We start from the raw sequence: 13,182 nt of genomic DNA, 5'->3' as shown, positions 1-13,182 counted from the left end.
GTCAGGCTGTAGGTCACGGTGGTGTCCAGGCTGTACGCGGCCCAGGTGCCGATCGCGCACATCGTCACCGCGACGAAGGTGTCCAGCGCGACCAACCGGTCCAGCGTGCCGGGGCCCGCGAGGAGTCGGTACATCGTGATGGCGGCGGCCGCGGTCAACAGCACCGCCGAGATGGTCCAGACGATATTCATTCCGGGGTCTCCCTCTCCCTCTCCGCGCCTTCTGTCTCCTCGCGCAAGCGCTCGTCAGGCGACGGCCGCCAGTCGACATCTCGCTCGAACGCAGCGATCATCAGCCGCTCCAGTTCGGAGATCTGGCGGTAGAAGCGTTGCACCGACTTGTCGGACCCGACGTCGATGGCGTGCACGTAGATCATCCGGCGGGTCTGGTCGATCTCGAGCACGATCGATCCGGGAATCAGGTTGATGGCGCTGACGGCGAGCGCCAGCACCAGATCCGACTTGATTGCCAGGTGCACCCGCAACACCGCGCTCTGCGGCGGCGGCCCCGGCTTGACCGCCAGCCAGGCCACCTGCACCGAGGACAACACCAGGTAGTAGGCGACCTGCGCGACGAGTCGCAGCAGTGACAAGGGATGTAGCCGGCCCTCGACGGGCACCGACGGCAGCGGTAGCAACAGCGTGATCACCAGGGCGATGGCCAATCCGCCGAGGATGTTCGCTGCGGAGATGTTGCCCCACAGCAACATCCATACCAGGGTCAGCCAGCACAGAACCCAGGCCCGAAGGATGAACCTTGTCATCGCCGGTTTGCTCTTCGCGCGCGCGCTCATCGCTGCCCCAACACAGCCGAGATGTACTGGCCGCGGTCGATGACTCCGGCGGCCGCGCGCTCGCTGAACCCGAAGATGGGACCGGCGAACACGGTGAGTGCCAGGCCGACCGCGATCAGCGCGCCGGTCGGAATCAGCATGCCCACCGGCATCCGGCCGACGTCGTCGCGATCGGCGTAGGCGACGTCCTCCTCGGAGTCGTCGATCAGCGACGAGGGTGCCGCGTCGGCCAGGTCGCCCTCGGGTGCGTCGGCGCGCTCCCGCCAGAACGCCTTCGTCCACACCCTGGCCATCACGTAGAGCGTCAGCAGGCTCGTCACCACGCTGCCCGCCACCAGAACCCAGGCGAGAGCGGACCCGTCCTGGGCGCCCGCTTCGAGCAGTGCGACCTTGCCGATGAAGCCCGAGAAGGGCGGAATACCACCGAGATTGAGCGCAGGCACGATGAACACCAGGGCCAGCAGTGGACTGGCCGCAGCGAGGCCACCGAGACGTTGCAGCGTGGACGCTCCCGCCTGGCGTTCAATCAGGCCGACGACGAGGAACAGCGTGGTCTGCACGACGATGTGGTGGGCCACGTAGTAGATCGCGCCGGCCATGCCGAGTTCGCTCGACAGGGCGATGCCGAACACCATGTAGCCGATGTGGCTGACCAACGTGAACGACAGCAGCCGCTTGATGTCGCTCTGCGCCAACGCACCGAAAACGCCGACGAGCATCGTCACTAGGGCCGCGACCAGCAGCACGTGGTCCAGCGCCCCGCCGGGGAACAGCAGCGAATGCGCGCGGATGATGGCGTAGACGCCGACCTTGGTCAGCAGGCCCGCGAAGACCGCGGTGACGGGTGCGGGCGCCGTGGGATACGAGTCGGGAAGCCATGTCGACAGCGGGAATACGGCCGCCTTGATACCGAACGCGACGAGGAGCACCGCGAACAGGGCGCTGCGCGTGCCCGACGGGACGTCGTCCAGCCGGACGGCGATTTCGGCCATGTTGAGGGTGCCCGTCGCGGCGTAGATCAATGCGATGCCGATCAGGAAGATCAACGACGACACCATCGACACCATCACGTAGGCGATGCCTGCGCGCACCCGGTCGGTGCTGGCGCCGATGGTCAGCAGCACGAAGCTCGCCGACAGCAGCACCTCGAAGCCGACGAAGAGGTTGAACAGGTCGCCTGCCAGGAACGCGGTGCACACGCCTGCCGACAGCACCAGATAGGTGGGCAGGAAGATCGAGACCGGCTGGCGTTCGTCGCCGTCGCGGATGCCCTGCCCGATGGCGTAGAAGACCACCGCCAGCAGCACGATCGCCGACACCAGCAGCATGAGGGACGAGAGCCGGTCCACCACCAGGACGATGCCGAGCGGGCCCATGCCCGGCACGGTCTGGCCCCATCCGCCGACGTGCACGGCAATGGTGCCGTCGCGGTCGGCCAGGTAGACCAAGGTCGCGCACACCGTCACCACGGCGGCCAGGGCCAGCACCGTGATGGCGCGCTGCAGCCGCGGCCTGCGACCGGCGAACAACGTGGCGGCCGCGGCGAGCGTGGGGATGAGCACGGGCAGCGGCGTCAGCACGGTCGCTGTGTTCATGCGCGATCCCGCTTCGCTTCTCGCTGGGTGATCATCGGGAACCGTCGTGGCCGGGCAGCGCGTCCAACTCGTCTGGCTCGTCGGTGTCGCGGTGCGCATCGGGGTGCTGGACGTCCTCGTCGATGGCGGCGGCCGCGCGTTCCGACAGCTGCGAGACGCGGGTGTCCTCCGGGTCGTTGGCCACCTCCTCGGCCCTCGACAGCCGGTACGACCGGTAGGTCAGGGCGAGCACGAACGCCGCGATGCCCATCGAGATGACGATCGCGGTGAGGATCATGCCCTGGGCCAACGGGTCTGCCGTCGCGGTCTCGCCGTCGGTGGTCCGGCCCCGGACCGGCGGGTTGCCCGACGGTCCACCGACGGTCAGGATCAGGAGGTTGACGGCATTGCCGACCAGCAACAGCCCCAACAACATTCGGGTCAGATTGCGTTCCAGTAGAAGGTAAACCCCGGTGCTGGTGAGGCCGCCGATGAGGATCAGCGGCACAAGGTAGGTAGTCATCGTGCCGCCTGGGTCTGCTCGGCCATCTCGACGTCGACGCGTGCGCCGAGGCTGCGTAGCACGTCGAGCACGAGGCCGACGACGATGAGGTAGACGCCGAGGTCGAAGAACAGCGCGGTGACCAGCTTGAGGTGGCCTAGCACGGGAATGTCCAGCTCGATGACCGCCGACGACAGCACCGGCGCTCCAAGCAGCAGCGACGTGACGGCCGTCCCCGCCGACAGTGCCAGGCCGGCGCCGAGCACCTTGCCAGCGTCCAGCGGCAGTGCCTCGCCGAGTTCGTAGCGGCCGCCGGCCAGGTAGCGCAGCACCAGCGCGAGCCCGGCGGTCAGGCCCCCCGCGAAGCCGCCGCCCGGTGTGTTGTGGCCTGCGAAGAAGAAGTAGAACGACAGCACCATGATGAGCGGGAAGATGATCCGCGTCGCGACCTCGAGGACCAGTGACCGGTACCGGGGGTCGCGTAGTTCGCTGCCGCGCAGCCAGGTGATGTCGCCGACGGCAGGGCTCGTCGCGAGCACGGGAATGCTGCCGATGTCGGGCTGTCCGGCGTCGGCAACGCGGGGAGCGGATCCGAATCGCCTATGCCGGAACACCATTGACGCCACGCCCGTCGCCGCCACCAGGAGCACCGAGATCTCACCCATGGTGTCCCACGCGCGGATGTCGACGAGCAGCACGTTGACCGTGTTCGCGCCTTGGCCGCGGTAGTAGGCGGCGTCGGGCAGCAGGTCGGCGATCGGCCTGGTGGTCCGCGCGGCCATTGCGAACACGGCAAGGGTGGTGACGCTGACGCCGACGGCGAGTGAGAGCGCCAGCCGTGGCAACCGATTCCTCTTGATGTTGGCCTGTTCCGCCTCTGCAGGCAGGGTCCGCAGCACGAGGACGAAGATGACCAGTGTCAACGTCTCCACCAGGAACTGCGTCAGCGCCAGGTCGGGTGCGCCGTGGAAGACGAAGATCACCCCGCAGCCGTAGCCCGTGACACCGACGAGCAGCACCGCCGCCAGCCGGTTGCGCAACACCGTCGCACTCAGCGCCGCGGCCAGGATGATGAGGCCGACCACCACCTGCAGCGGCGAGTCCCACAACTTCAGCTCGGGACGGTCCCTGGCGCCGAGCATCAGCATCGCGATGGGCAGGAGTACCAGCGTCGAGAGGATGACCGCCTGCGTCGCGGGGATCGATCCGCGCTGGGTGAGTGCGGTGAGCCGGACGGCGAACACGTCGGTGCCCCGAATCACGGCGTCGTAGATCCGGTCGGCGTTCCCGAGAGGCAGGTAGCCCACGCGGGCGCGGCGCAGTCGGCCCCGCGCGAGGAATGCGGCGGTGCCCGTGGCGAGCACCACGATCGACAGCAGCAGGGGCAGATTCACGCCGTGCCACAGCACCAGGTCGTAGTCGGCGCCTCCCGGCACGGTATCGGCGTACTCGTCGAGGACGTGGTCCAGACCCGTGGGCCAGACGCCGAACACCAGACCGGCGATCGCGAGGATCGCCGGGGCGACGAGGAAGACGCGGGACGGGCGGTGCATCTCGGACACGCGCTGGCTCGGTTCGGCGCGGCCCTTGCGGGCGAACGCGCCGTAGATGAAGCGCAGGCTGTAGATGGTGGTGAACACCGAGCCGAACGCCACCCCCGCCAACACCCAGGGGGCGGCGACACCGAGGGAGGCGCCGTCGGCCAGCGCGGTGAAGTCGGCCTCCTTGGCGACGAAACCGAGGAATGGCGGCAGGGCGGCCATGCTTGCGGTCGCGCCGACGGCGATGAGCAGCAGCGGACGTTGGCGATCGCCGAGCCAGGCGAGCCGTCGGATGTCTCGCGTCCCGGTGGCGTGGTCGATGATGCCGACGACCATGAACAGTGCGGCCTTGAACATCGCGTGTGCACACAGCATCGCGAGTCCCGCCAGCATCAGGTCGCCGCCGCCCGCGCCGACCATCAGGATGATGAGCCCGAGCTGGCTGACGGTGCCGAACGCGAGGATCAGCTTGAGGTCGTACTCGCGCACCGCACGCCACCCGGCGAGCAGCATCGTGAGGAGGCCCAGTGTCACGATGATCGGGCGCCACCCCGGCGAGCCGGCGAAACCCGGCGTCATGCGGGCGACGAGGTACACGCCCGCCTTGACCATCGCCGCCGCATGCAGATACGCACTCACCGGCGTCGGTGCGGCCATCGCTCCCGGCAGCCAGAAGTGCATCGGCACGATCGCGGACTTCGACAGCGCGCCGATCAGGACCAGGATTACGCCGACGGCGGCCGCGGTGCCCGACGGTGGCGCCGCCACCAGCTCGGACAGCCGGTAGGTGCCGGACAGCGTCCCGATGATGACGATGCCGACCAGCATCGCCAGCCCGCCCGCGGTGGTGACCAGCAGCGCCTGGGTGGCGGCGCGCCTGCTCGTGGCGCGTTCGGCGTAGTGGCCGACCAACAGGAACGACAACACCGTCGTCAGCTCCCAGAACAGGTAGAGCATCAGCATGTTATCGCTGACGACCAGACCGAACATGGCGCCGGAGAAGGCGACGAGCTCCGCGGCGAAGCTGGGTAGCCGCCGCTCCGTGCGACCGTCGTGGTGGTGGAAGTACTCGCCGCAGTAGAAGAGGACCAGCGCGCCGACGCCGAGGACGAGCATGCTCATGATCGCCGCGAGCGCGTCGAATCGGAACGTGATGTCCATCGACAGTTCGGGCACCCAGTCGAGGTGGACGGTCCGCTCGCCGCGCCCTGGCCAGTTGAGCGCCACCCAGGGCAGCGAGCCGAGCGGGACGAGCGCGAGTGGGTAGAACGCCCGCCGCCCCCAACGGTGCACGAGACCCGGCGCCGCGAGGGCGGCGATCGCGTGCGCGTACAGGATGGCGAGCATGGCACTCCGGTTGTCGGGGTGTCAGCCGTCTATGGGTATGGCTGGACGTGGCTCACGCCAGTTTACGTGGACGCGCTGGCCCCGTTCCCCGGGCGGTCGGATCGGCGTCTATCGTGACGTCGCGATCCTGATCGGAATGGCATGCGCCACAACGCCGATGCCCGCGCCGAGGATCGGCCAGACGGGCCAGAAATACCAGGCTCCCGCGGACAACGCCACTGCCAACCAGACGGTCAGCACGACGACGACCATCAGCAGGTAGGCCGCGAGGTGAATCCGGACGGACATGCGCGCGGCGGCATGACGGGCGGCGCGCAGGCCGGGGTCGTTGCGGCGAAGTTGGTGGACCGGCAGGTCGCCGAGCAGCTGTCGGAGCTCGCCCGTGGTGTGCGCGCCGAACGCCGCATGGACGCGGTCCTCGTACTCGGCCATGTCGAGGTAACCCTGGACGAGGGCCGCACCGAGGTGCGCGGCGGTCGCCTCTCGCTCGTGATCGCCCGCGCGGGTGGTGGCGGGCGCAACGCTGGTCGTCATTCTGGTGCTGGTGGTCATGACACACCTCCTGATCTTGACGCTGGCTAGTTATCGATATTCCGACTATGACATGTCATTGTTGGACCGTCAATGGCTACGGCGCACCCGCGTCACGCATACCTACGACTGGTCGCGGCTCACCGACGAGAGTCGCTTCGAGCGTGCCAGGGCCACGACCGCAGACGAGCTGTCGGCCTCGCTGACGCGACTGGCGGAGATCGCCGAACGGGGTTGAGCGCCGCATCGCCGTCAGTGCGGACTCGCAAAGCACCGCGACGCGATGGGTGGCTCGACGAACACCAGCTTATCCGCACCGGCCGGGGGCCTTCGGTTAGCTGACCTTCGCTAAATATCCCCATTCGCACGAATGGGCACAGATCGGGCCAATTTCCATCCACTGTTCGACTTAGCCATCACCATTGGCTTACGCGACCCGACTAGTGAGACGAGCAGCACCATGGCTGTCGACGAAAGCAAGATGAACGACTTCCTCGCCCATGCGGTGGGTGATCTCGGAGCGGCGATGAGTGCGACGCTGATGCTGGTCGGCGACCGGCTCGGCTTGTACCGCGAACTGGCCCACGGCGCGCTGACTCCGAGCGAATTGGCACAGCGCACCGGTACCAACGAGCGCTATGTCCGCGAATGGCTTGGAAATCAGGGCGCAGGTGGATACGTGCAGTTTGACCACTCGTCCGGCGAGTGGTCGCTGAGCCCGGAGCAGGCGCTGTGCCTGACCGACCCGAATGGTCCGGTCGACCTGCCCGGTGCGTACAACATCGTCGAGGCGACGTTTCACGCCTTGGCGCGCACGCTGGACAACTTCAAGTCCGGTGACGGCATGGAATGGGGCGAACACCATCCCTGCCTGTTCGATGGAACCGAGCGGTTCTTCCGCGCCGGGTACAACGCCAATTTGATCGGCTCGTGGCTGCCTGCGCTTGACGGCGTCGTCAACAAGCTGCAGAGCGGCGCGAAGGTTGCCGACGTGGGCTGTGGACACGGCGCCAGCACCATCCTGATGGCGATGACCTACCCGGATTCGGAGTTCATCGGGTACGACTATCACGCCGAATCGATTGACGTCGCCCGCGAGAAGGCCGCGATGGCGGGTGCTGCAAACGCGCGATTCGAGATCGCGGATGCGGTTGGCTATGAAGGTGAAGGGTTCGACCTCATCGCGTTCTTCGACTGCCTGCACGACATGGGCGACCCGATCAGTGTGTCCCGGCACGCCCGCCAGGCGATGAACGCGGACGGCACGGCGATGATCGTGGAACCATTTGCGAACGATCAGGTGCAGGACAATCTGACCCCGGTGGGCCGGGTGATGTACGGCGCGTCCACCCAGATTTGCGTTCCCGTTTCACTCGCGCGCAACGGTCCCGCACTCGGCGCTCAGGCGGGTGAAGCGCGACTGCGCCAAGTCGTTGTTGAAGGAGGCGGTTTCACCCGCTTTCGGCGGGCGACCGAGACACCGTTCAACTTGGTCCTCGAGGCCCGTCCGTAGGCGCCCGAAGGTCGCCGACTAGTGCCCTTCGGCGAACGCCCGTAGCGTCTGTACCTGCACCGGATCGAGTGACGGGCGCACGGCGGTCCTGGCCTTTTCGACGTCGGCGGCGGTGACGTCCGCGGTGTCGATCGAGCGCCGCATCGCGGTCAGTGCGGATTCCCGAAGCAGCGCAACGCAATCGGCGGCGCTGTAGCCTTCGAGCTGGTCGGCGAGTTCGTCGAGGTTCACGTCGGCGCTCAGCGGGATCGCCTTACCCGACGTGCGCAGAATGTCCCGGCGCGCATCGGCGTTCGGCGGCTCGACGAACACCAGCTTCTCCAGCCTGCCGGGACGCAGCAGTGCCGGATCGATCAGGTCGGGCCGGTTGGTGGCGCCGAGCACCACGACGTCGCGCAGCGGATTGATGCCGTCGAGTTCGGTGAGCAACGCCGCGACGACGCGGTCGGTGACACCCGAGTCGAAACTCTGACCACGGCGCGGAGCGAGTGCGTCGATCTCGTCGAGGAAGACCAGCGACGGGGCGGAATCGCGTGCGCGACGGAACAATTCGCGCACTGCCTTCTCCGACGCGCCGACCCACTTGTCCATCAGCTCGGCGCCCTTCACGGCGTGCACCGACAGTCGGCCGGTACTGGCGAGCGCCCTCACGACGAACGTCTTGCCGCAGCCGGGCGGACCGTACAGCAGCACGCCGCGTGGCGGTTCCACGCCGAGCCGCTGGAACGTGTCGGGGTGCTGCAGTGGCCACAGCACCGCTTCGGTGAGCGCCTGCTTGGTCTCCACCATGTCACCGACGTCATCGAGGGTCACCGACCCCACGACCACCTCCTCGGTGGCCGATGACCGGGACAGCGGACGGATCACCGATAGCGCGCCCGTCACGTCGTCCTGGGTCAGTCCGGGCGGTTGGCCGTCTGCGCTGGCGCGCGCGGCCGCCCGCAGCGCGGCCTCCCGGACCAGGGCAGCCAGGTCGGCGACGACGAAACCCGGTGTGCGCTCGCCGATCTCCTTGAGGTCGAGATCCCTGGCGGGCACTCCGCGTAGCAGGACCTCCAGCAGCGCCGTGCGCGTTGCGCCGTCGGGCAGGCTCAGCCCCAGTTCGCGGTCGCACAGGTCCGGCGTCCGCAACCTCGGGTCCACGGCGTCGGGCACCGCCGACGTCGCGACGAACGCTACGCCCGAGGTGGCCACCGCGGCGCGCAATTCGGTGAGGATCAGCGTAGCGACGGGCTCCGTGGCCGTCGGTAGCAGCGCGTCGACGTCAGTGATGAGCAGAACGCCGCCGCGGTCGCGCAGCGTGTTCACCGCCGAGGTCACGCTCGTCAGTCGGTCCTCGGCGCGCAACGCCCCGACCTCGGGGCCGTCGAGTTCGACGAGCCGCCGCCCGGCGCACACCGCCCGCACCAGGGTCGTCTTGCCCACCCCCGCGGGCCCCGACACCAGCACGCCGAGATTGGGCTTCGCGCCGAGGGTTTCGAGCAGCTCGGGTTGATCGAGGGCGAGCTTGAGCCACTCGGTCAGTCGACCGGCCTGAGCGTGCGCGCCCCTCAGGTCGTCGATCGACACCGGAGGGCTCGTCGGCGGCTCGCTCGGCTTTCGGTTCGGCTCGGTCACGGTGTATACCGCGGTGGTCGGCTCGGTCGTCGGTGTGGTGCCGACTCGCCACGCGACGAGCGAATTGGGTTGCACGCTCACGGGACCCGTGGGATCCACGCCCGTCACGGTGAGCAACTCCGAGGTCCAGGTGATGCCGACCGAGGACGTCAGGGCCGAGGAGGCCTCCGACGTGGACGTGCCGGGACCGAGGTCGCGCGGCAGGAGCGACACCGTGTCGCCGACCGTCATCACCTTGCCCAATAGGGCCAACCGCAGCGTGGCCGACGAGATGGACTGGGTGGCGAGCTTCGAGCCGCTCACCGTCACCGATCGCGCTCCGTACACCGTGACGGGTGCCACCAGCACGATGGTGTTCTCTCGGAGTCCGGCGTTGGACAGCGTGACGTCGTCGAGCAGTGCCGTGCCGACCGGGGTGTCGGGATTTGCGACGCCGACGACGGCTGAGGTGGTGCGCGACCCGGTCAGGGACACCGCGTCCCACTCCCGAATACCAAGTGCGGCAAGGGCTTCCGGATGTATTCGGACGACGCCGCGACGCGAGTCCAGTGCGGAGGTGTTCAGTCGGGCCGTCAGGGGCAGGCGACCGAGCGGAGGTTCGCCATGCGTCTCGGTCATGTGATCGGTCACCTCTGAGTCACGTCCTTGGCATCACTCACTGCCGGGGACCGGGCCTGCGCAACCCGAGTCGGGCCATCGAGCGGCGATTGGGCGCCGCGCGTCGGGCCGCCCGCCGGACCGCCCGCCGCTGACCCGGTTTGACGTCCCACGCCTCTGGGCGAGCAGCGACCCAGCGTTGGCTGCGGATGGTGAACGGAATGACGACCAGGTAGCCGGCGATGATCAGCAGCACCAGGATGTACGGGAACAGCAGCAGCGCGGCGGCCGCGGCGGCGACGAGGATCAGCAGGATGGGGGCCGCGTTGGGCGGCACCGAGATCGCCTTCAACGCCAGGGTCGGCACGCGACTGACCAAGAGGGCGGCGTTCGCGGCCAGCCACACGCACACGAACCACGGCGACGTCCACCAGCCGTGGCCGAACTGCAGCATGGCCACCAGCGGGGCGACCGACCCGATCGCACCGCACGGCGCGGGCATGCCGGTGAAGAACTCGCGGGTGTAGGCCGGGCGGGTGTCGTCGTCGAGCAGCGCGTTGAACCGGGCCAGCCGCAGGACCACGCACACCGCGTAGAGCAGCACGAAGATCCATCCGACCGGCGACGTCGGCAGCAGCGTCACGTAGATCACCAGCGCGGGCGCGACCCCGAAGTTCACCGCGTCGGCCAGCGAGTCGATCTCGGCGCCCATCCGGGACTGGGCGTCGAGCGCGCGGGCGATACCGCCGTCGATGCCGTCGAGGATGGCGGCCGCGCCGATCAGTGCCAGCGCGATGTGCGGGCGGCCGTCGAGGGCGAACTTGATGGAGGTCAGGCCGGCGCAGATCGCCAGCACCGTGGTCGCACTGGGCAGGATTCGCAGACCGCGTTTGCTGGCGTTGCTGGTCACGCCAGCTCCGCCAGCACGGTCTCGCCACCGATGGCGCGTTGGCCGATCTCGACGAGTACCCGGGCGTCTTCGGGCAGGTACGTGTCGAGGCGCGAGCCGAAGCGGATCAACCCGTAGGTCTCACCGAGTGACACCTTTTCCCCGATGCGCGCCGAGCAGACGATCCGGCGCGCGACGAGCCCGGCGATCTGGACGGCGACGACGTCGACTCCCTCAGCGGTGCGGAACCAGACGCTGTTGCACTCGTTGACCTCGCTGGCCTGGTCGCGCTCGGCCGAGACGAACTTACCAGGTCGGTACTTGATGGTGACGACCTCGCCCGCGACCGGGGTGCGCTGCACGTGCGCGTCGAACACCGACAGGAAGATGCTGATCCGGGTCATGGGCACGTCGGGCATGTTGAGCTCGGCAGGGGGGCACACCCGCTCGATCAGCGTGACGCGGCCGTCGGCCGGAGCCACCACGACACCGGGCCTGGTCGGGGGCACGCGCGGCGGGTGCCGAAAGAACAGGGCGCACGCGCTGGCCGCGGAGAGGCCGACATTGCGCAACCACCGATGCCGGCGTCCCGCCGCGGCGGCGGCGAGACTGCCTGCGATGAACGGCAGGCCTGCGGGGTGAACGGGAGGAACAGTGGAGCGGAACAGCTCAACCAGTCGGGAGATCTCGGACTCGTTGGCAGCGTTGGCGGGTCGAGCGGGTCTGGCCATGGGTCCCCGATTCTACGTTGTCCTCGGGGTGTTCAGGTCAGATCCCATACCCGCACGGGTGACCCGGCCGCCAACTCCACGACGTCCTCCCCGATTTCGAGCAGGCAGTTCGCCGATGCCAGCCACCTGAGGTGATGCGAGGCGGGTGGGCCGTAGCTCGTAACCGTGGCCGTGTCGGGGCTGAGCACGCCGCGGCGGAACTGACGCTTTCCACGCGGCGACGTCAGATCCTCGGTGAGGGTCGCGTCCAGCCGTTGCCGTTGCGGCCGCGGCAATCCCATCGCCGCGCGAAGCGGTGCCCGGATGAAGACCTCGAACGACACCAGGGCGCTGACGGGGTTGCCGGGCAGGGTGATGATCGGTGTTCCCGCCACCGAGCCTGCGCCCTGCGGCATCCCCGGCTGCATGGCGACCTTGACGAACTCGACCTCTTCGCCGAGGGTGTCCTTCACGACCTCGTAGGCGCCCGCGCTGACGCCGCCGGTGGTGATGATCAGGTCGGCATCGCGGGCGTGGGATTCGAGTGCGGCGCGGAACGTGGCGACGTCGTCGTCGGTCATCGACGAGGTCAGCACGTCGGCGCCCGCGTCGCGCACTGCGGCCGCCAGCATGACGGCGTTGGACTCGTAGATCTGCCCCGGTTGCAGCGGGGTGCCGGGGGCCACCAGCTCCGATCCCGTCGACATCACCAGAACACGTTGCCGCGGAACGACTTCGAGCTCGCCGAGCCCGAGGGCGGCGACCAGTCCGAGCGCGGCGGGGGTGAGAACCTGCCCGGCCTGCAGCACGGTCGTACCCGCGGTGACGTCCTCGCCAGCGCGTCGGAAGTGTTGGCCTGGCCTGGCGCTCGCCCGGATCGACACCGTGTCGGTGGCGCCGTCGGTGGCCTCGACGGGGATGACCGCCGTCGCTCCGGCCGGCAGTGGAGCGCCCGTCATGATCCGGTGGGCGGTCCCTGCTTGCAGCACCAGCTGGTCCGTCCGGCCCGCGAAAATGTCCTCGGCCACCGGCAGTCGCACCGGCCGTTCCGCCGACGCGTTCGCGATGTCCTCGGCCACGACGGCGTACCCGTCCATGGCCGAGTTGTCGAACCCCGGCAGCGACAGCGGCGCGACGACGTCGGTCGCCAGGACGAGGCCGAGCGCGTCACCGACGGCGACGGTGACCGGCTCGCGGGGGATGATCAGCCCAGCGACGACGCGCTGGTGCTCCTCGACGGATCTCATACCGGGTAGTTGACCCCGGTGAGCTCCTCGGCGACGGGACCGGTCTGATCGGGCATGTCGGCGGCCGTCCACTTGGTGTTGGCGCTCATGGGCACGACCATACTCAGAGTGATGGTGACACTCGTCGACCCCACGAATCCGCCGAGCCGCAAGGCCCCGCTGGTGTGGGCGCTCGCGGCGGCGATCCCCTGGGGGCTTCTCGCCGTTGCGCAGGTGGTGTGGTTCGTCCTGGATGCGCGGCTCGGCTGGCTGCACGCCGTGGCCGCACTCGCGACCGTTCTCGGCATCGTGACGTTCGTGGTGGTGGCGCCATGGTGGCGC

General features: G+C 68.6%; 12 protein-coding genes and 1 pseudogene. 3 read left to right on the top strand and 10 right to left on the bottom strand.

Going from position 1 to position 13,182, the window contains the following annotated elements; all coding sequences use genetic code 11:
- The 6 genes from QOI01_RS22755 to QOI01_RS22730 form a co-directional block, all read right to left on the bottom strand.
- A partial coding sequence (locus QOI01_RS22755; protein ID WP_526384955.1) for a monovalent cation/H+ antiporter complex subunit F occupies window positions 1–191 on the bottom strand: 191 nt, incomplete at its 3' end.
- Window positions 188–763 carry a Na+/H+ antiporter subunit E gene (locus tag QOI01_RS22750; RefSeq protein ID WP_526384953.1) on the bottom strand — a complete coding sequence of 192 codons (576 nt, stop codon included), beginning with the start codon at window positions 761–763 and terminating at the stop codon, window positions 188–190. The genes QOI01_RS22750 and QOI01_RS22755, both read right to left, overlap by 4 nt.
- 26 nt (window positions 764–789) lie before the next feature.
- A complete protein-coding gene (locus QOI01_RS22745) occupies window positions 790–2,388 on the bottom strand; it encodes a Na+/H+ antiporter subunit D (protein ID WP_526384951.1) in 1,599 nt (532 codons plus the stop codon).
- A 31-nt stretch (window positions 2,389–2,419) separates the two neighbouring features.
- Entirely contained in the window at window positions 2,420–2,890 is a 471-nt protein-coding gene (locus tag QOI01_RS22740) for a Na(+)/H(+) antiporter subunit C (protein ID WP_526384949.1), read from the bottom strand.
- Window positions 2,887–5,757: a Na+/H+ antiporter subunit A gene (locus QOI01_RS22735; RefSeq protein ID WP_526384947.1), complete on the bottom strand. Its 2,871-nt coding sequence runs from the start codon at window positions 5,755–5,757 to the stop codon at window positions 2,887–2,889. Before QOI01_RS22735 ends, QOI01_RS22740 begins: the two co-directional genes overlap by 4 nt.
- A gap of 108 nt (window positions 5,758–5,865) precedes the next feature.
- Window positions 5,866–6,309 (bottom strand): DUF1707 domain-containing protein, encoded by a 444-nt coding sequence (locus QOI01_RS22730; RefSeq protein ID WP_526384945.1) that lies wholly within the window; start codon window positions 6,307–6,309, stop codon window positions 5,866–5,868.
- Window positions 6,310–6,394: 85 nt separating this feature from the next.
- Between QOI01_RS22730 and QOI01_RS22725 the strand changes: the two are divergent.
- Both QOI01_RS22725 and QOI01_RS22720 read left to right on the top strand, forming a co-directional pair.
- A pseudogene (locus tag QOI01_RS22725) lies at window positions 6,395–6,526 on the top strand (polyketide cyclase); the annotation flags it as partial.
- 222 nt (window positions 6,527–6,748) lie between these two features.
- Window positions 6,749–7,801: a methyltransferase domain-containing protein gene (locus tag QOI01_RS22720; protein WP_526384943.1), complete on the top strand. Its 1,053-nt coding sequence runs from the start codon at window positions 6,749–6,751 to the stop codon at window positions 7,799–7,801.
- Window positions 7,802–7,819: 18 nt separating this feature from the next.
- Here QOI01_RS22720 and QOI01_RS22715 read toward each other — a convergent pair whose 3' ends face one another.
- Genes QOI01_RS22715 through moeA form a run of 4 tightly spaced genes read right to left on the bottom strand, consistent with a single transcriptional unit; the run spans window position 7,820 to window position 12,861 of the window.
- Window positions 7,820–10,036 carry an AAA family ATPase gene (locus tag QOI01_RS22715; RefSeq protein ID WP_526384941.1) on the bottom strand — a complete coding sequence of 739 codons (2,217 nt, stop codon included), beginning with the start codon at window positions 10,034–10,036 and terminating at the stop codon, window positions 7,820–7,822.
- A gap of 37 nt (window positions 10,037–10,073) precedes the next feature.
- Window positions 10,074–10,925: a CDP-alcohol phosphatidyltransferase family protein gene (locus tag QOI01_RS22710; protein ID WP_526384939.1), complete on the bottom strand. Its 852-nt coding sequence runs from the start codon at window positions 10,923–10,925 to the stop codon at window positions 10,074–10,076.
- Window positions 10,922–11,635 carry a phosphatidylserine decarboxylase gene (locus QOI01_RS22705; RefSeq protein WP_526384937.1) on the bottom strand — a complete coding sequence of 238 codons (714 nt, stop codon included), beginning with the start codon at window positions 11,633–11,635 and terminating at the stop codon, window positions 10,922–10,924. Before QOI01_RS22705 ends, QOI01_RS22710 begins: the two co-directional genes overlap by 4 nt.
- Window positions 11,636–11,667: 32 nt before the next feature.
- Window positions 11,668–12,861, bottom strand: coding sequence for a molybdopterin molybdotransferase MoeA (moeA, locus tag QOI01_RS22700; RefSeq protein ID WP_526384935.1), 1,194 nt, complete (start codon window positions 12,859–12,861; stop codon window positions 11,668–11,670).
- Window positions 12,862–12,972: 111 nt separating this feature from the next.
- Here moeA and QOI01_RS22695 point away from each other — a divergent pair.
- On the top strand, window positions 12,973–13,182 hold a 210-nt coding region (locus QOI01_RS22695), incomplete at its 3' end, for a PH domain-containing protein (protein WP_526384933.1).

Source organism: Mycobacterium sp. (assembly GCF_032162605.1).
Lineage (GTDB): Bacteria > Actinomycetota > Actinomycetes > Mycobacteriales > Mycobacteriaceae > Mycobacterium.
The sequence above is the reverse complement of the archived record's forward strand: the minus strand, read 5'-3'. Positions and strand labels throughout refer to the sequence as shown.